General features: G+C 45.3%; 16 protein-coding genes. 8 read left to right on the top strand and 8 right to left on the bottom strand.

The window, feature by feature from the left end; genetic code table 11:
- Positions 1–9: 9 nt before the first annotated feature.
- The 4 genes from ABN764_RS00470 to ABN764_RS00455 all read left to right on the top strand — a co-directional run bounded on the left by ABN764_RS00470 (position 10) and on the right by ABN764_RS00455 (position 6,445).
- Entirely contained in the window at positions 10–1,191 is a 1,182-nt protein-coding gene (locus tag ABN764_RS00470; RefSeq protein WP_446670648.1) for a YycP family beta-propeller protein, read from the top strand.
- Between the two features lie 251 nt (positions 1,192–1,442).
- Positions 1,443–3,503: a methyl-accepting chemotaxis protein gene (locus tag ABN764_RS00465; RefSeq protein WP_446670647.1), complete on the top strand. Its 2,061-nt coding sequence runs from the start codon at positions 1,443–1,445 to the stop codon at positions 3,501–3,503.
- 260 nt (positions 3,504–3,763) lie between these two features.
- A complete protein-coding gene (locus ABN764_RS00460; protein ID WP_446670646.1) occupies positions 3,764–5,812 on the top strand; it encodes a methyl-accepting chemotaxis protein in 2,049 nt (682 codons plus the stop codon).
- A gap of 444 nt (positions 5,813–6,256) precedes the next feature.
- Positions 6,257–6,445, top strand: coding sequence for an aspartyl-phosphate phosphatase Spo0E family protein (locus tag ABN764_RS00455; protein WP_065293698.1), 189 nt, complete (start codon positions 6,257–6,259; stop codon positions 6,443–6,445).
- A gap of 229 nt (positions 6,446–6,674) precedes the next feature.
- On the opposite strand, the gene ABN764_RS00450 is transcribed toward ABN764_RS00455, so the two are convergent.
- The 7 genes from ABN764_RS00450 to ABN764_RS00420 all read right to left on the bottom strand — a co-directional run bounded on the left by ABN764_RS00450 (position 6,675) and on the right by ABN764_RS00420 (position 14,742).
- A complete protein-coding gene (locus ABN764_RS00450) occupies positions 6,675–7,241 on the bottom strand; it encodes a TetR/AcrR family transcriptional regulator (RefSeq protein ID WP_446670888.1) in 567 nt (188 codons plus the stop codon).
- 124 nt (positions 7,242–7,365) lie between these two features.
- Positions 7,366–9,051, bottom strand: a complete 1,686-nt coding sequence (locus tag ABN764_RS00445; protein ID WP_446670645.1) for a long-chain fatty acid--CoA ligase — start codon at positions 9,049–9,051, stop codon at positions 7,366–7,368.
- Positions 9,052–9,113: 62 nt separating this feature from the next.
- Positions 9,114–9,893, bottom strand: a complete 780-nt coding sequence (locus tag ABN764_RS00440) for an enoyl-CoA hydratase/isomerase family protein (RefSeq protein ID WP_446670644.1) — start codon at positions 9,891–9,893, stop codon at positions 9,114–9,116.
- A gap of 65 nt (positions 9,894–9,958) precedes the next feature.
- The gene (locus tag ABN764_RS00435) at positions 9,959–11,044 is read right to left on the bottom strand and encodes a phosphotransferase family protein (protein WP_446670643.1); all 1,086 of its coding nucleotides are present in this window, start codon (positions 11,042–11,044) and stop codon (positions 9,959–9,961) included.
- Between the two features lie 87 nt (positions 11,045–11,131).
- Positions 11,132–11,908: an SDR family oxidoreductase gene (locus ABN764_RS00430; protein ID WP_072727788.1), complete on the bottom strand. Its 777-nt coding sequence runs from the start codon at positions 11,906–11,908 to the stop codon at positions 11,132–11,134.
- Between the two features lie 85 nt (positions 11,909–11,993).
- A complete protein-coding gene (locus ABN764_RS00425; protein WP_446670642.1) occupies positions 11,994–13,220 on the bottom strand; it encodes an acyl-CoA dehydrogenase family protein in 1,227 nt (408 codons plus the stop codon).
- A gap of 163 nt (positions 13,221–13,383) precedes the next feature.
- The gene (locus tag ABN764_RS00420; protein WP_446670641.1) at positions 13,384–14,742 is read right to left on the bottom strand and encodes a cohesin domain-containing protein; all 1,359 of its coding nucleotides are present in this window, start codon (positions 14,740–14,742) and stop codon (positions 13,384–13,386) included.
- A gap of 484 nt (positions 14,743–15,226) precedes the next feature.
- Here ABN764_RS00420 and ABN764_RS00415 point away from each other — a divergent pair, with 484 nt between their 5' ends.
- Together ABN764_RS00415 and ABN764_RS00410 are read left to right on the top strand one after the other, a co-directional pair.
- Positions 15,227–15,514 carry a divalent metal cation transporter gene (locus ABN764_RS00415; RefSeq protein WP_446670887.1) on the top strand — a complete coding sequence of 96 codons (288 nt, stop codon included), beginning with the start codon at positions 15,227–15,229 and terminating at the stop codon, positions 15,512–15,514.
- 159 nt (positions 15,515–15,673) lie between these two features.
- On the top strand, positions 15,674–16,063 hold the full coding sequence (locus tag ABN764_RS00410) for a BsuPI-related putative proteinase inhibitor (RefSeq protein ID WP_174811425.1): 390 nt from the start codon (positions 15,674–15,676) through the stop codon (positions 16,061–16,063).
- Positions 16,064–16,101: 38 nt separating this feature from the next.
- Here the strand turns inward: ABN764_RS00410 and ABN764_RS00405 are convergent, their stop codons facing one another.
- Positions 16,102–16,557: a macro domain-containing protein gene (locus ABN764_RS00405; RefSeq protein ID WP_446670640.1), complete on the bottom strand. Its 456-nt coding sequence runs from the start codon at positions 16,555–16,557 to the stop codon at positions 16,102–16,104.
- An 847-nt stretch (positions 16,558–17,404) separates the two neighbouring features.
- Between ABN764_RS00405 and ABN764_RS00400 the strand changes: the two genes are divergently transcribed.
- Entirely contained in the window at positions 17,405–17,908 is a 504-nt protein-coding gene (locus ABN764_RS00400) for an ArsR/SmtB family transcription factor (protein ID WP_446670639.1), read from the top strand.
- Positions 17,909–17,934: 26 nt separating this feature from the next.
- The gene (locus tag ABN764_RS00395) at positions 17,935–19,236 is read left to right on the top strand and encodes an MFS transporter (RefSeq protein ID WP_446670886.1); all 1,302 of its coding nucleotides are present in this window, start codon (positions 17,935–17,937) and stop codon (positions 19,234–19,236) included.
- Positions 19,237–19,438: the final 202 nt, after the last annotated feature.

The raw sequence follows: 19,438 nt of genomic DNA, 5'->3' as shown, positions 1-19,438 counted from the left end.
ATGAGAAGCTTGAAGACCTCGTATCACGCTATGTTACGCATCCTTATCTATACTGTCTTCCTAGTCATTTCCTCTCTTCTCATCTCTTGTTCTCAATCATCTCCACAAGACAATAATACCAAGCTGAATAATCCTCCCGTCGCCCTTGTCTACTACTCTACTTCCTTATCTCAGGAAATCATCGGCGGCGGGAACTCTCACTTCTTGTCTATCGACAAGGACGGGAGCATTCAGACTCGGAACGGAGATGGATTGGAATGGAATGCCCCTGTTCAGCTTCAGGACTCGAACCGCATTGTCATCCAAGCAAGAGAGAAGATCCATGTGCAGCAAGGCAAGGGATCTGAGGATACATATTCTTCACGATGTAGAGTAAGTGCAGGGTATAGACAGATGTCGGGCTACTTAACCTCAAGCAAGTTGTATTACGCTTTGTTCAACAAAGGGATTGACACCCATGACAACTATATATCTACCATCCGCTGGGGAGATGCGCAGCACCATAATTGCGCGGATATTCCAGAGTTTGTTGAGGCGCAGGGCAGCGATGAGAATCATATTTATGTATTGACCTCTGATCATGCCTCTCTGCAAGGCCTAAACCTTGTTGTGATGGAGCTAGAGGGGAGCAAGCTTCAACAAACGAAATATCCTCTATTGGACATCTATACAGGCTCTCTTATCGTGCAATCGAAGATGGTTTCCACACCAAACAATATGTACGTGGTCTTCTCAACCCGAGATGAGCACAATCGTATCCATCTTCAGCTTATGGAAATTAATAAGTCCACTCATACGGCAATAACCTATTCGCTTCATACATACAGAGAAGAGCCGGACAATGCATACTTCTCGCTTAGCGCCAATAGTATCGGCATTGTGGATAAGATGCTCTATTATGTAGATGGCTACGGTACAATCTTCTCGTTCTCACTGGAGACGAAGGCTTCTGTGAAGTCCAACACCCTTGCCAAGTTCCAGCGGTCATCCAATGTGAACGATGCGATGGGCTTTGTATATGGCACTTTCTATTATCTGTTCCGCTATGATGAGTCCGACCAAGTACATAAGATTGAACAATACCACTTGTCGGATGGCAAATTGCTGAAAAAACTCCCTATTCCTAACCTGGCTTCGAAACTCTCCTCCGGCGTCTACTTATATGATTTTCAAATGCTCACCAATCTGTAAATGCCCTCGCGGGCTGCCTTCATCTTCATCCAAGACGAGGCAGCCTTTTTCACTTGAACGAGATCCCCCCCTCACTCACCCCATTTACCGTAATTTACCTATAGAAATTTACTTAAAATTAAATGTTTAATAGATTGAATGAGCATTACATCATATTTTTCCAACCTATTCAGAAGGGAGGTGTCTAGGCGTTCAACCGCGTAGAAGTAGACCATAGCATCGCAAAATATAACAGCAGGGGTGGACTAGGCATGGTAACACAGAAGAAGTGGATTTCACGCATCGTCAATATGTCGCTGCGGGTAAAGCTTCCACTGTTAATCAGCACATTGGTAGTAGCAATGTTGATTGGAACGAGTACGATACTGTACTGGTTCAGTTCTGACATTCTCTTGAAGGAAAGCAAAAATAGTTTGACTATGAACGCCAACCGCATCGGCGAAGGATTATCGTCTTCCGTAAAGCTGGAAGCACAGTCCGTATATTTAGCCTCAGTACATGGTACATACCGCTCATTGCTGGATCTTCGAGCAGCGTCGTCTATGGATGATGCTCATTTTTTTTCGAAGGATAATTCCTTGTTCAACGAAGCAAATAGACTGCTGACCCAAAGTTTCCAAGGCAGTACGGGCACGGAATCCTATCAGCTCATTGATAAGAAAGGGATCGTCATTGCAAGCTCCACTCCGGAAGCCATCGGGCAAAGCCGCGCAGATCGCGCCTATTTCCAGGCTGCCATGAAGGGAACGCCGACCATAAGTGACGCTTTAACTTCGAAGAGTACCGGAAGCCAAATCGTCGTATTCGCTCAACCGATATCAGCGCCCGACTCGAAGGTAGACGGTGTCTTTATCTCGACGGTCAACACCTCGTTCTTCGTGGAGCAATTGAAGCAATTGGCCGGCGATAAAGTAGGCACAATTATTATTACGGACCGCCTAGGCCATACGCTCTTCCATTCACAGGATAAGACCGCGACTGGAAAACAGATCAAGTCCAATAAGCTTAAATCGATTTTCCAGGCTTCTGGAAACAAGGAAATTGTTCGCGGTAATCTTGACGATGCCGATCAATATGTTCTGTATTCGAAGATTCCAGGAGCAGACTGGACTGTATTCTCGTTCGACAGTTATGCGAACATTAAGCGCCCACTCGATCATTTATTTATGAACATATCACTCATAACGATCGGCGCTCTGCTACTGTCTGTAGCTGCTGGCTTACTTATCTCGCTTTCGATAACACGGCCAATAGGCAGATTAACAGAATCGTTCAAGAAGCTGGCGTCCGGCGATCTCACCGTCGCTGCTACAGGAAGCTATAAGAGTGAATTCAAAGACCTGGCAGACAGCTTCACGGTCATGGTAGAACAAAATAAAAACTTGATTGGCCACATGAACCGCTCCATTGCACAGTTGAATACAAATACAGACGAATTGGACGCTGCTTCCAAACAAACGAATATATCCATTCAGGAAACTTCGATCACCACGATGGAAATCGCAAAAGCGATGGAATCTCAATCGTTCGATACGGAACATATTGTTAATCAATTCAGTGATCTCGGTGACAAAATCGCAGTCGTTAACCAATTGTCGTCGGCAGTTAAGGAGCGTACGGACTCTATTATTGACGTCTTCCATACCGGAAATGAAGTTATCAACCAGCTCATCCGGGCTCATGACGACAGCGAGAAAGAGGTCAGTTCCATTTCGACCATAACCACCAAGCTAGAGGCAAGCTCGATCAGCATTGCTTCGATTACGGAAGCGATCGGCAAAATCGCCAAGCAAACGAACTTACTAGCACTGAACGCATCGATTGAAGCCGCTCGCGCCGGTGAACATGGCCGAGGATTCGGTGTCGTTGCTTCCGAAGTCAGACAGCTCGCAGAACTGTGTGCGCAGCAGTCTAGCGACATTGAGGAAATCATTACAAATAACCTAAGCTTGACCAAGGAGGCGAACGATTCCGTACGCAGTCTCCAAAACGTATCCACTCAGCAAGATCAATATGTCGACCAGACAAAACAAGCATTCGAAGTGATCCTGAATAATGTCATGGATATCACCAAACAGATTAAAGACATGGCCCATGAGATCGATATTATGAAACAGAACAAAGATGACGTTATGGAGCTCGCACAGAACTTATCCGCCTCTGGCGAAGAAGTATCGGCTTCCGTTGAGGAGGTTACTTCGACCATTCAAGTGCAATCAGCTATGGTGCAGCAATTGTCCTCGATGATTGAGGAGATTGACAGCCTTACCAAGCAGCTGAAGGAAGCTTCTTCGAAATTTAAAACCGAATAGCATGCAAAATGGGGCTCCCAAAAGTCATTTGACATGACTAGGGACGCCCCTTTCTTTATTTCTGCATGACTCAAGTGTTCACCGCGCCCACTTACCGGAATTTACCTATATAAAAACACGTAAATATTTCCGTTGAATAGATTAACAGACTTCTGATCATATTTGTCCAAATAGTTGGAAGGAGGCATATACAGAGATGGAAAATCGGATTTACATAGGAGTCATAGGAACATATTTTGTACATCAGGGGTGAGACGAGGATGATAAAACCTAAGAAGTGGGGCTTTCGCATCGGGAATATGTCACTGCAAGTAAAGCTTCCGTTGTTAATCAGCACCTTGGCGGTATGCATGTTGATCGGAACGAGTTCCATATTGTACTGGTACGGATCCGACATGCTTTTGAAGGAAAGCAAGAACAACATGATTTTGAATGCCAACCGCATCGGTGAAGGGTTATGGTCGTCCGTGCAACTGGAGGAGCAGTCCATTTATTTGGCGTCTATTAATCAGACATACCTCTCCTTGCTGCAGCTTCGGGCGGAGCATTCCTTAGAGGATGCAGATTTTTTCTCTGAACGTAATCCGCTTTTCACGAAGGCAAATAAGGTGATGGCTGATAGTCTCAAAACGAGCTCGGGCAGTCTCATCGATAAGAACGGCATCATCATTGCGAGTTCGAACCGAGACAACATTGGAAGCAGCCGCACTGATCGAGCCTATTTCCAAGCGGCAATGAAAGGACAATCGTTCATCAGCGAGTCGATTGTATCCAAAAGTACCGGCAGTCAGGTGGTTGTGTTCGCACAACCAATCCTGGGGGATGGCGCGGATGTTGAAGGTGTTTTTATTATGACCGTGAACACCTCGTTTTTTGTAGATCAACTGAAGCATGCGGACGATAATGGGCAAGGAAGCACCATAATCTTGGATCGCGAAGGCAGAACCATCTTCCACTCGAACAATAATTCGGCAATCGGAAAGATGGTCGAATCCGACAAATTTAATTCAGTCGTTCAGACTCCGGTTAAGGGGCAAATCTCCCGAGGAGGTATTGAGGATCCGGAATACTTTATCCGTTATTCCAAAATTCCGAAAGCAGATTGGACAATTGTGGTACAAAACAGCTATAAGAACATTAAGAAACCTCTTAATGATCTATTCGCCAAAATATCGATCATTACGCTTGTTGCCCTATTGATATCCTTGACGGTGGGTATCCTCATCTCACGTACGATTACGCGGCCAATCGCAAGACTAACCGACTTATTCAAGACATTGGCGTCCGGCGATCTTACCGTTGCTGCAACAGGCAACTACAAGAGTGAATTCAAAGACTTGGCGGATAGTTTCACCGTCATGGTCGAACAAAATAAGAGCCTGATTTCCCAAATGAATCACTCAATCGAGCATTTGAACACAAGCACAAATGAATTGGATACCGCCTCCAAGCAAACGACGATATCCATTCAGGAAACATCGATTACGACCATGGAAATCGCCAAAGCTATAGAGTCCCAAGCGCTTGATACCGAGCAAATCGTAAATAAGTTCGGTGATCTCGGGGATAAAATTGCAGTTGTCAATCAATTGTCATCCGCTGTGAAGGATCGGACGGATTCCATTATTGAAGTCTTCCATAGTGGAAATGAAGTCGTGAATCAGCTTATTCATACCCATGGTGACAGTGAACAGGAAGTTGCTTCAATCGCAGCCATCACGGCCAAGCTGGAGGAAAGCTCCTTGCGCATTGCCTCCATTACGGAAACCATTGGCAAGATTGCAAAGCAAACGAACTTGCTCGCCCTTAACGCATCGATAGAAGCCGCACGAGCTGGGGAGCATGGCAAAGGATTCGCTGTTGTTGCTTCCGAAGTAAGACAATTGGCAGAGCTATGTGCAAAGCAGTCAAGCGAGATCGAGGAAATCATCACAGACAACCTAAGCTTGGCGCAGGAGGCAAACGGATCAGTAAGAAGCCTTCAACATGTGTCAACCAAGCAAAATCAATATGTAGACGATACGAAGCTGGCGTTTGAAGCCATTTTGAACAACGTTGTTGACATTACAGAACAAATCAAGGGCATGGCCTACGAAATGGACAACATGAAGCGGGGCAAAGAGGACGTTATGGAACTGGCTCAGAACTTGTCCGCTTCTGGCGAAGAAGTGTCTGCTTCCGTTGAGCAGGTAACCTCTACGATTCAAGTACAATCGGCTATGGTGCAGCAATTGTCCTCGATGATTGAGGAAATTGACAGCCTTACCAAGCAACTGAAGGAAGCTTCTTCGAAATTTAAAACCGAATAGAAAGAAAAATAGACCGTTTCCTTACTGGGAACGGTCTATTTAATATTATCGTGTGGAACGATTTTCCTATTCTATTGTCATGCCTCTCCTATCATGATCCGCATTGTATCGTTTTATCATAGGTTACTTCTTTTATCTATAATTCGAATCTGCAATATCTCATTTTACTCGATTTGGTCATCTCGCGATGCGAATTGGAGCTTGTACTTTTGTCCCATTTTATAGAAAAACCCTTCACAAACTCTCCCAAATCTCCGATAAACATCATAATATCTCCCAACTTATATTTCCTTAGGATAAAATACCCTCAACACAATAATCACATTTATCTTGCTAATGGAACACATTCAGCAAGTTTTAGATTCAAAAAAAAGTTGATGTGGTATATTTTCCATTATAGGAGCCAGAATGAGCCAGAAACATTTATCAACGTAGAGAGGGTGAGTGGCTATTGCCCCGTCTAATTCTGATGATCAGCAAAAAAAAGATTTGAAAGATAAAATCGAGCGAATTCGCCAGCAATTGCTTAAAGTGGCAACAGAGAGAAAAAGCCTTACCGATGAGAAGGTAATTGTCTTAAGCCAAGAGCTGGATCATCATCTATTAAAGTTCCAGCAGGAAACAAGGAAATGAACGATTCCAGGTAGAACCTTTCGAAACAGTCGGGTGTACGAAACTTGCGATTACGCGATGATTGTCTTGCACAAGCAAAAAGCAGACCACGGATTGCTTGGTCTGCTCCTTGCCGGGGATAGATTCGAAACGGGAGGTCTCGTCTCTATAGTGGCCAATAAATACGATGAAATTGCCGTGATTCACGAACCTCCACAGCCTGAAGCGTATTGTCAATTAAGAATACGTGCTATTGCTTATTCAAACCATTCAAAAACATCCTCGTATAGATCGAAGCAACCTCGACATCGGATACGGCGCCTTCCGGATTGAACCAGGTGTAACACCAGTTACAGGCACCAAGGATACCGAATGTCATCATATCCGCCGGGATATCATTGCGGAATTCTCCGTTCTCCATTCCCTGCTCGATGACGGATTGTAAATTGAACCGGAACTGATCCCGCTTCCCCTTGATTACATTCAGATCCTCGCCCGAAATATGAATAAGTTCGCGAAAAAATATCCGTGCGCTGGCACCCTTTTCTGCGATTTCCCGAATCATCATGTTGATTACGCCAGCCAGCTTTTCCTGACATGATCTATCCGGGCGATCAAAAATGGTTTGCTGTTCTGCTAGTAAATAGTCAATATATTGCAGATGAATATGCGTTAACAGCTGTTCTTTGCTCGTAAAATAATAATAAAAGGTGCCCTTTGTCACGCCGAGCGTGTCGACAATATCTTGAATCGAGGTTTCGCTGAACCCTTTCGATTCGAACAGCGCAATACTGTGTCTGATGATTTTATCCTTCATGGACAGCTCCAAGCGTGATTCTCCCCTCATGTCGAATAATATGTTTCTATGTTAGCTTGAACAATAGAGACATGTAAAGGGAACAAGTGGATATTTTGCATTTCAAATCGTTGATACGATTCTTCTATCTGGAGCTCGATTTTTCCCCGGCTTTCTTCCATGCCTCGTCCTGCAATTTGCGCCACAAAATTTTGCCGCTGCCAGTAACCGGAAGCGAAGCGACAAATTCGATAATTCGAGGGTATTTATAAGCTGCCATGTGCTCCTGCGCCCAGCTTATCATATCGCCTTCCGACACGTTGCCGCGCTCCCCTTCGCGCAGGACGATGTAAGCCTTGATTTCCTCTCCCTTGCGCTCATCCGGAATGCCAATGACGCATACTTCTTGGATCGCCGGATGCCGATATAGAATCGATTCTACTTCCGTCGGCCATACTTTGAATCCCGAAGCGTTAATCATGCGCTTCATTCGATCGACGATGAAGAAGTATCCATCTTCGTCGTACCGCCCAATGTCTCCCGTGCGGAAGTATGATTTGCCTTCCACCGTTACAAAAGCGGACCGCGTAGCCTCTGAATCATTCCAGTAGCCTTGAAATAACTGCGGTCCGTCTATAATAATTTCTCCTTCTTCCCCCGGCCCTTTTATTTCAAGTGTCATCGGGTCAATGACCCGCGAGTCTACGCCAAAGGCTGGAATGCCAAGACATTGCAGCTTCGGACGGTCAAGCGGATTGCAGTGCGTCTGCGCCATCGTTTCGGATAAGCCATACCCTTCTACAAATCGCAGTCCCGTAACCTGGTAGAGCTTCTCGCCCACGACCTCCGGCAGCCCAGTTCCGCCACCGTTAATCAGCATAAGCGAGCTCAAATCATACTGAGATAGTTCAGGGTTTGCTAAAAAGTCAATAATCATCGTGCTGATTCCTGTCCAATACGTACATTTGTGGCGTTCCATTAACAGGGCAGCCGTGCTGCGATCCCAACGCGTCATGATGACCATAGCTGCACCGACAAAAATGGGAGCGTGCATGCCATGAATCATGCCGATGACATGGAAGAAGGGAAGTGTCGCCAATCCCCTAGCCTCCGGTGTCAATCCCCCCCAGTAGGCAGATGAAATCACGTTCGCTTGTACAGATTTATGAGTGTGCATACAACCCTTTGGCTTGCCGGTCGTGCCCGATGTATACGGGAGAACTGCCAGATCACTTCCCTTCGTCGTCGGGAAGGAACCCCGATGAACAGTCGCTACTTTCATGGCCTCCGTCCAGGACACAGCTTGGGGGGATATTGATTCAAGACGTGATGCCCTGACGATGTCAGGCACTTCTTCACCCACAATGCTGCAGTAATCCGAATAGGTAGCAACAATAATGCGTTCAAGGGAACGATCTGATAACAACGGTTCGATACGTGAGTACAGCTCTTGGCTCACAAAGCCGACTCTTGCATCGCTGTCTTCAATAAGGTAGGAAAGCTCTTCGGTGAGATTCATAGGATTGATAGGTACAACGATAGCGCCGGATCGCATAATCGCGTAATAAGAGATAATATACTGAGGACTATTCTGCATATATAACAGCACGCGATCGCCTTGCTCTACGCCGAGATGGAGCAAATAAGCGGCCATCAAATTGACTTCTTTCCATAAGGTTCGATAGGAAATAAAGTTGTTATAATAAATGATTGCCGTCTTATCCGGATAACGGCGGGCAGAAACCTCCAAGTTGTCAGTAAGCGTCGTGTCCGGAACTGAAATGGAAACAGGCAATCGTGCGGGCCAATACGCATAATGGGACTGCGTCATCAAAAATCGCCTCCTCATTGCTAACCATTTTGTCATTCAGAACGAATAAAAACCGACAAGTGCTACAGACCGTTGAATGAAGGCTGTCTCTTCTCGACGAACGCCCGAACACCTTCCTGGTGATCCTCGGTCGTGACCATCATGGCTTGCGTAACTCTCTCCCGTTCTAATATGTCATCCAACGAGGAAGTCAACGACTGGTCGGCGATTTTCTTAAGCATCCCATACGCCTTAATGGGCCCCTTCGCCAAGCGGGAGGCGTATTCCAGCGCACCGGATTCCAATTGCTCCAAAGGATACAGCTTATTTACGATACCCAAACGGTGGGCATATTCCGCATCGATCGGCTCGGCATTGAATAGCAATTCCTTAGCTCGGTGTATGCCAATGAGGCGCGGCAAGAAGAACAATCCCCCTCCATCGGAGATGAGACCGACTTGGGCAAAGCTCATCGCAAATTTGGCATCATTGGCTGCAACAATCAAATCGCAAGCTAACGCGAGATTGAAACCTGCACCTGCCGCGAATCCATGCACGACCGCCATCACGGGCTTCTCGATTTCTTTAATGGAATGAACCAGTTCATTCATCATTCCAATATGATCATAGACGTTATTCGGCTTTGCGCCGCTCATTGTCGTCACGTCTCCGCCTGCACTGAAGGCGCGTCCCGCTCCCGACAAGCAGATGACTCGAATGTCTGTGTTTCTCTGCGCCTCCTCCAGCGCATCGATAATCCCCCGAATCATCGAAGGACTGAACGCATTCAGCTTCTCTGGACGATTCAGCTTCAACGACAGAACATGCCCTATCTTTTGTACAAGTAAATGCTCATTGCCCATATCTCAAAGAACCTCCCTATTGTGATGAACCGCAACTCTATCTTGCGCAATAATCGTAATCTAGTTTACAGCTTGCCACGTTCTGCTTGCTGCCAAGCGTGTGCAATCAGCGTCTGTACGGTATCGTTGAAACGGCCGAAGCGCTCATCGCTCGTCTGCCCTTTTTTCCAACGGTAGTAAATTTGCTGACAGATGACCGCCAGCTTGAAGTAAGCGAAGGTCAAGTAGTAATGGGCCTCCGATACATCTCGCCCGCTTTTTGACGCATATGCCTCTAGGAATTCGGCACGCGACATGAAGCCCGAGCGAACCGTAAGCGGAACATGCCCCAAGCCGTGCAGCAGCTCCGACGGGTCATTCGGTTCGAACCAGTAGCTGAGCGCTGCTCCGACATCGGCCATTGGATCGCCCACCGTTGCCATCTCCCAGTCAAATACGCCGACGATCTCTGTAAGATTGTCGCCTGCGAACATGATATTGTTCAGCTTATAATCGTAATGGATGACGGTCGGTGTCTGCGAATTCGGCAAGAAATCAGCCAGCCATTTTTTGAGTTTCCCTTCACCTGGGATCTCATCCGTCTTGGCTCGCTCATAACGTTCTATCCAGCCATGCACTTGCCGACGCATAAAGCCGTCTGGCTGGCTAATCGCCCTTAGATTCGTTTCCCGATAAGGAACTTCATGCAGCCTGGCCAATGTCGAGACCATCGTCTCGGAAATATCCCTGCCCAGTTGAGGCGTATATTCCACATCCGAAGGAAAGCTTCGATCCAACACGACTCCATTCCGGCGCTCCATCACGAAGAAGGGACTGCCAATGATTGAGGTGTCGCCGCAGTACAAATACGGACGAGGCGCAAGCGAAAAAAATGGATGCAGTCTTGAGAGAATCGTATATTCGCGCTGCATATCGTGTGCTTTAGGAGCGACTGGCCCCAGTGGAGGACGGCGCACTACTGCCTGCCAATCCCCGCCCCTTATCGCGTATGTTAAATTAGAATGTCCCGCCCCGAACTGCTCCACTTCCAATGGGGCTTCCGGAATATCGAGATGCTCACGTAAATACTCTTCTAGCGCAGCAACATTCAACTCCTCGCCCTTGCGAACGGGAATCGTATCCTGCTGTAATGTCTCTTGCCTGGACGTCATGGTATACAGACCTCCTTCATTCTTTCAAAATAGCTTTACTGGATAAAAAAGACGAGACACTTGCCATGGATCGCGATTCAGGGACAGTTACATGGCTGTCATGCCGCCATCCACAGTCAGCACCGCACCGGTGATGTAATCGGAAGCCTCGGATGCCAAAAATACGACGCTCCCCTTCAGATCGCGATCAGATCCGAGCCGTCTCAACGGGGTGAGGCTTACTATTTGTTCCCCTCCGTGTTGAAGAACATCACGGGTCATCTTGGTTGGGAAAAATCCCGGAGCAATCGCATTGACATGAATGTTGTGCTTGCCCCATTTGACCGCGAGATCCTTCGTGAATGCAATAACCGCGCCCTTGCTTGCGCTATATCCAATGGCATCCAACCATGCTGGATCCGAGCCGCCCAGTCCTGCCACAGAAGCGATGTTAATGATTTTGCCGCCGCGCTGCTCAATCATGATCTTCCCTGCCGCCTGCGACATCAAAAACGTACCTGTCGCATTGATGTCCATTACCTTATTCCAAGCTTCGAGCGGCATATCAACAGCTGGCGCGCCCCAAGAGGCTCCGCTGTTGTTCACTAAAATGTCGAGACGACCGAACTTTTCTGCCGTCTGTTCCACCACACGCCGCACGTCCTCCGGATTTCTAACGTCACAAGCCATCCCATGACATGAGGAGCCTGTATCCTGTTGGATTCGGGCCGCCGTCTCCAAACATGCGTCAACCCTGCGCGAACATAGAACGAGATTCGCACCCGCTTCAGCCAAGCCATGAGCAATCTGCTCGCCGAGTCCTCGCCCGCCGCCAGTTACAATCGCCGTTTTACCCGATAAGTCAAATAATTGCTTGACGTTCACCTTCCATCCCCCATTCATGAAAAGGCTAAAGTCTCGTTTGTACCTTCAAATCTGTTCTAATCTGTTCTAATCTTTTCTACCCTTTTCACATCGTAATCGCTTTCATCTCTTCGTACTTGCGAAGCTCCATTTTGGCGATGGCGGCCTTGTGCACCTCATCCGGCCCGTCCGCTAAGCGCAGCGTTCTTGCATTGGCCCAATGCGAGGCAAGCGGGAAGTCTTCGCAGACACCTGCGGCCCCAAGCGCCTGAATGGCCCTGTCAATCACCTGCAGCGCCATATTGGGAGCGACCGCTTTAATCATGGCAATTTCCGCTTTCGCCGCTTTATTTCCGACTGTGTCCATCATGTAAGCCGCCTTCAGCGTCAGCAGGCGCGCCTGCTCGATTTCAATACGCGAGGCGGCAATCCAATCCTGCACGACGCCCTGACGGTCTAGCGTCTTGCCGAATGCCGTACGCTGCCGTACGCGCTTGCACAGTACTTCGAGCGCGCGTTCTGCCGCACCGATAAGGCGCATGCAATGATGGATACGTCCTGGACCAAGCCTTCCCTGCGCAATGGCAAATCCCTTGCCCGGTTCCCACAGCATGGAATCGAGCGGTATTCGTACGCGATCATACTCCATTTCCGCATGTCCGTGCGGTGCGTGATCGTAGCCGAACACGGGCAGCATGCGCTTGACCTTTACACCGGGAGCATCCATTGGCACGAGAATCATAGACTGCTGCTCATAGGCCAGCGCGTTCGGATTCGTCTTCCCCATCACAATCGCCACCTTGCAGCGCGGATCTCCGGCACCAGAAGACCACCATTTGCGGCCGGTCACGACATATTCGTCGCCTTGCCGTTCAATGGTCGCTTCAATGTTCGTTGCATCCGAGGACGCGACATCCGGTTCCGTCATCGAAAAGCATGAACGGATATTCCCTTCAAGCAGAGGAACAAGCCATTTGTCCTTCTGCTCCCGCGTTCCATACCGCACAAGCACCTCCATGTTGCCCGTATCCGGCGCCGAACAATTGAATACCTCTGGGCCAATAAGGGAACGTCCCATAATCTCGCACAGGGGCGCATATTCTAGGTTGCTGAGGCCTGCACCGTATTCGCTGTCCGGTAGGAACAGGTTCCAGAGACCGGCCCGCTTAGCCTGCTCCTTCATCTGCTCCATGATCGGAGGGATCTCCCATCTGCTTCCGGCCTGACCAAGCTGTTCCTCGTACGTTCGTTCTTGCGGATACACCACTTCATTCATGAATTCCAGCAACGTTTTCCGCAAAGATTCAACCTTCTTGGAATAATCGAAATTCATTGGCATAGCCTCCCTTCACTCAACATACTGACCGGTTAGTATGTTAACGTCATACTTACTATAGATCCATTTTCCAAATTATTCAAGACGATTTTGGTATTGAAACTCTTCTGTTTGCTTGATCAAACAAAGAAAGCCGCCCCCATAAGGAGCGGCAAACCTATTATTTATTGAAATCGTAGTTCGGATTAGCCAAAATTGCATTCGTCAACTGAACGAGATCGACATCCGCAACATTGCCTGTGGAGCCCAACAAGTTTTTCAACTCATCGGTCAATTTATTTTTGTCCTCTGAATAGTTAAATCCCAAAAAACCAAGGTGTTTCAGTGTAAAATTCGTTAACTCCCCACCAATAACCTCAATCTCTTTTTCACCGCAATTTTCTTCGGTCAATGTAACCTCAGTGGTTCCGTTATCCGCGATTTTCCCTTTTGTTGCGTCAATTTTACCTTTTCCAAGACCGATTGCTTTGAACGTAAAGTGAACCAATGTACCTTTTCCGTTGATGCCATAATCTTTACCCAAGCTTGCAGTGATCAATCTTACTGTATCATCGGCTACTGTTCCATTATGGAATAACCCCATATGGTCTGCCGCTTCTACCTTTACAAGCTGGAAACGCGTTTTATCATATTTCACGTTAAAATCTTCTGCGTAAATGTTCGTTGCATTGTTCAGTACAGCTTGTACAGTAAAGGTCTCATTCAGAAATACTTTGTCCTTCGCAGACTCAATATCCAGGGTCACTCCTGAAGCCTGTGGCATAGCCGAAGCTTCATTCGTTCTTGGCCCATTCCCTAAGCTGTTGAATGGAGTAACAATGTAGTAGTACGTTGTGCCGTTCACCACGTTCAAATCCGTGTAGGTAGTCTCTGTTACGCTAGCAGTGGCGATTTTCTCATATGGGCCGCCATGCGTCTTGGAACGCTCGATTGTATATCCAGTTGCATTTTTTACTGAATCCCATTTCAAGTTAACACTGTTAACAGCCCCGCTGGCAGTCAGTTCGGACTCTTCTGTCACATATCCATTGTCGTTATAGAGATTGAACTCGTAAATATCTACGGGCACACTTAAATCGTTAAACAAAATAGCCTTATATATACCTTTAGTTTGAGGAATCGGAATCAGTCTTCCATCTGCTTCCTCAGCCGAAATTTTATTCAACGTTTTTCCGTTGACCGTAATATATCTTCCATTTTTATCGTAGAACCCGACATTAATGGATTTATTGGCCTTCACTCTTATAGCACTAACGGTTACAGGCTCCGTAAACGGTTTTACGATATGATCCCGGTCACCGCCTACATTACGGCCTGTCATCGCGATTTTTGTTTCTTCATTATTATCTGTAGCTTCATTAAATAGCGAACCGCCTACATTTTCGCTCGAATTGAGATACAAACTAGCTCCGTCTAATATCCCTCCACGGTAATCCACTGCTGCATAACCCTTCTGTGGTACCACCAGCAAAATTAGCATAAAAGCTAAAAATGCCAGGTACTTCTTCGATGCTTTCATCTCTCTTACCCCCATTGATTTATATTCCTCAACCATCTTAGGGAAGAAACATGAAGCTGTCTAAACAATATTACCTATAAAATACAGAATTTATATTATATTCGAATATTTTTCGACATTGTTTCATTCTTTTTTCAAAAATACGTGAATCACCAATGTTCCTTTACTTTCTCCGCCCATGAAATTTATTCAACACATATATTCCGAGTGAATACGATACGATTGTCGAAACCACCATTAAAATAAATGTACCTGTACTCATATTCTCCCCCTCTTGCTGTTAAATTTTTCTATATTCTACTTCTCCTGTTGAGTAAAATGTGCTTGTCCAACTGAAATAATGTTGAGAATTTCTCAACGTACTGCTTGTTCCCAGCCGCTCTGTTGCAAAATCACAACAAAATTTTAGGTGCCCATGCACTTTTTGCAACATGACTCATAGGATATTCTCATCTCACAATGAGAACCACACTTAAACAATAAGATAAAAGAAGCGCCGAAGTTCTATCTCGTCTATATCGGCAGTCTTGTTTTAGCTGCACTGCTTATTTTGATCCCGGATTTGCCGTTCAACTTCATCGCCGTACTCACACAAGCATTAGGCGGCATGCTGATGGTGCCGGTTCTTATCTTTATCATGATTCTAACGAACAACAAGAAGTATATCGGCGAGTATAAAAACAGCCTGTTCACAAACATATGGGGTTGGATGGTGGTTGGTTTACTTACGAGCTTAATTGTAATGTTATTCTATGAGACATTTTGGACGTAACATTGATAGAATCGTTTACAGAGACGGGAAAAGAATTTGTAAGAGAAACCGACTTCGGAGATAGTAACTCTCGGGTGGAATCTTTCGCAGCAACTTCACACTATGAGGAATGAGGTTGTTTCTGTTTTTTATCATATAGATGGATAAGGGGCGAGTCATATGCTTACAACGTTTCTCTCAACAGAGCAGCATAAGGACTACATAACACTGCAATTCGGGATACACAATGTGGCAGGAGAAGATCTAGTCATTTCCTACGGCTCGCAACCGTATGACTTTATCGTCACGAATGAAGTTGGCAAGGAAGTGTACCGTTGGTCGTTGAATAAATTTTTTACCGCAGAAGTAGTCGAACGAACCTTGAACAAGGATGAGAAGATGAGCTATGAGGAACGATGGTCTTTTCTAGACCATGAAGACAAGCCGGTACCTAGAGGCAAATACAAGATAGAAGTAGTCTTCCTCATTCACCTGCCTGAGTTGATCGAGCCACAATCTCCTCAGTACCTGTCAATCAGCTCCGAGATCAGTACCAACATCGATAAGTAGCGGGAAGAGGTATTGATTGGAATATCGAAACGATACAGTTATAGCTTGTACAACTTAACATCATAATCGACGAATACATGTTCAATAATCTCACTGACAACATCCCAATCTCCATTCGCCAAGCCACATCCGATACCATATGGCAAAGCAGCAGATAATTGGTTCTGTACAGCATATTCTCGTAACGTAGTCAGGGAGGCTCGAAGCGCCTCATAGTTCGTATATACTCTACTCTTTTGTCTGCCATAGTCTACTTGACCGAACAGATTCGCTATATGTCTGGAACCTTCCTGGACGATATGACACTTGCCCAGCAGTTCATCTGGACTGTTATGCTGGGAACAATACCGCTTATAGCTTGGATACAACATACTGTATTTGTCCCGCAGCGCCTTCGCTATGCCTGAGCCCATGACCCCTTGGCAGTTAACCTGATGTCCAATAATCAATTCCTTTGCATTTAATAAGTCGCCAACGACTATGTGTACGGCCATTCGGCACCTCTCCTTGTTTAACTGGCAACTATATTATAAACAATAATTCGAAAATAAAAGATACACCATAACGTCTGCTTCATTTTGCAAATGCGAAATTTATATCCAGCCCCACTCCTTAAATTGAATGTACAGCGTTCAAAGGAATACGATCGTCAGCATCCAGAGTGCTATGCCCTCCCACAATTGATCTAACATTTTTGTAATTTCCATGATATTTCCGAAACACTATTTCGATCTTTAGCAAGGAAATCCCTGCTACATGTAAATAGAGACCCGAATTCATGAAAAAATACTTGACACCCGCTTTATTATCAATCTTTCTCGTATCCCGCTCAAGCAACCAGAACAACCCGCCAAAAGCAGAACCACCGCAATGCTCGCCGAGTAGCCAACGTTAAACGCTTCCGATTTGGCCGCGGGATTAGGAACCTTGGTGAATTGTTAGTATGGAAGAGTTCATTTTAGACATATCAATATAGAGCCTATTTCTCATCCATTTAGTTGTTTACAAATATTTGTAATCCGATTATAATAACTTTACATATTCATTCTATAAAAATAGATCGAATAAATAATATAGATTGAGTTATGATTGCAGTAGTTTAACTTTATCTGATGGAAAACCATTATCAGAACTCGTTCATAAAGGGGAATGGGAAACCCACCAGTAACGAGGCAAGTCAGGCTCCGATCCTCTGAAGAAAACTAGTTTCCTCAAAGTCCTAAGCCCTGGGTGATGTTTGTATTGAGCTACGGTGTACGTTTCATAGAAGGTTAGGTTTGGATATAAGATGGAATAACAAAGTTAACGAACATGTAAATTATATAGTGGGGGTGAATTGGTATGGATAAAGAACTAAAGCAGACTGTTGAAATTTCGGTTGAGCAGGCGAAATTACTAGGCAGCGCACAACGAGTCAAGATTATCGCAACATTAGCTAATAAACCAAAAACAGCCAAACAAGTGGCAGATGAACTTGGTGAATCTCCAGGTAATATTCACTACCATATACAGAAATTATATGTTGGCCAATTAATTGATTTAGTAGAGACGCGGACAGTTGGAGGCATTGTGGAGAAGTACTACAAGTCTAAGGCAAAGTGGTTCAACACACAAGGAACGCAGTTAGTGGAGCCCATTTTAGCTGATGACTACGATGCAGCCACTAGTACGAAAATTAACTTACGAATGCTGCTATCACCTGAGCAACAAGAGCAATTAACGGCTGACTTCAAAGCTTTGTTGGAGAAATGGATAGACATCTCTTCTAACTCTGCAACAGAAAATAGCCAAGAGTTTGCAATTGGAATTAAAGTAGTTTCAGAGAAAATTAAGGTGAAAAGCTAGTCAAAATAAAAAAGGAGTTGTTGATTCTGGAGATCTTTAAGAATCGAAATTTTACTCTGTTGTTTATAGGTCGTATACTTACGAATATTGGCGATAGCCTATATGGAGTTGCTGCTATGTGGTTAGTGTATAGCCTTGGAGGATCAACGCTTTATACTGGGATTGCTGGTTTTCTGTCTATCCTTCCGAGAATCATTCAACTGTTTTCAGGACCTATGATCGACCGTATTCCATTACGGGGACTGTTAGTATATACGCAACTGTTTCAATGTCTACTGCTTCTGACGATACCTGTCGCATACTATTTTGACTTTCTAACTGTCGGATTAGTTCTTGTCATCACACCAATACTAACGACTCTGAATATGTGGTTTTATCCCGCTCAGTTGTCAGCACTTCCTAAAATACTCGAAAAAAAACAGCTAACACAAGGAAATTCTTTGTTTTCCATTGCATATCAAGGGATTGAGGTTGCCTGCAACGCAATTTCGGGAGCATTAATCATTGTACTTGGAGCTGTTTCTCTTTATTTAATTAATTCACTGGGATTCTTCATCGGAGCACTTTTGTTTTTACAGCTGCGGATCCAAGTACCTACCAAAACAGATAAATCCCTAACAAAAGTTAAAGAGCAGGATCAAAAAAAGAACCGGAATTCAATAACAGAATATCTATCAGACATGAAAGATGGCCTTAGATTAATCATTGCCACACCACTGTCTCGAATTTTATTCGGTATTATTATCATTAATGCCGCGGGTGGAGCTACCTTTACCGTCATGCCTGCATTTGCTGATAGCATTGGTGGGGCTGAGGTATATGGAATATTGCTCATGGCGCAAGCTTGTGGAAGTTTGCTTGGGGCGATTCTCGCTCCTTATTTAAAACTGGAGAAAGTACGACTAGGTCATCTTTTTACAACTGCCTTTTGTCTGTCTGGAGCCGCCTGGTTTCTCAGCGTATTTAGTCATTTCACCTGGCTAATAATCTTGGTCTACGGATTGGCATGGTTACCTGGTGGTGTAACCAACGTAATTATTAATACTGTAATTCAAAAAGGTGTGCCTGAAAAAAACTTAGGCACTGTATTTGCAGCATCATCTGGGTTAAGTGGTATAGCTACGCCGCTTGGCAATTTAATTGGTGGGAGCTTGGGAGTTATTGTATCAAGCTCTTCTATTATCGCTGGTTGCGGAATTGTAGTACTTGGTGTAGGGGTATTCTGGATGTTAAGTTCTGTTACACGTAGTCTCCCAACTGCTCATGATCTAGATGAATCATGGTTTGTCCCTGCTAATCGTACAACCTCTGTCTCATTGCCAACTTAATTCATCCTCGTCCATTTGTTTTAACAGATTATAAAAAAATTAACTTATAACGGTTACATAAATGAACATAATGCATTTTTTAATCGAGCATATAGAAAGGTAAAAAAGCTGTCATCGGTAGTGATACTGACGACAGCTTTAAAGGACGGATCATTTTATCATTGACTACGATATAAAGTACATGCTCTACAAAACTGATCTG

Origin of the sequence: Paenibacillus wuxiensis (assembly GCF_040195695.1) — a bacterium.
GTDB classification, from domain to species: domain Bacteria; phylum Bacillota; class Bacilli; order Paenibacillales; family Paenibacillaceae; genus Paenibacillus_B; species Paenibacillus_B suaedae.
The sequence above is the reverse complement of the archived record's forward strand: the minus strand, read 5'-3'. Positions and strand labels throughout refer to the sequence as shown.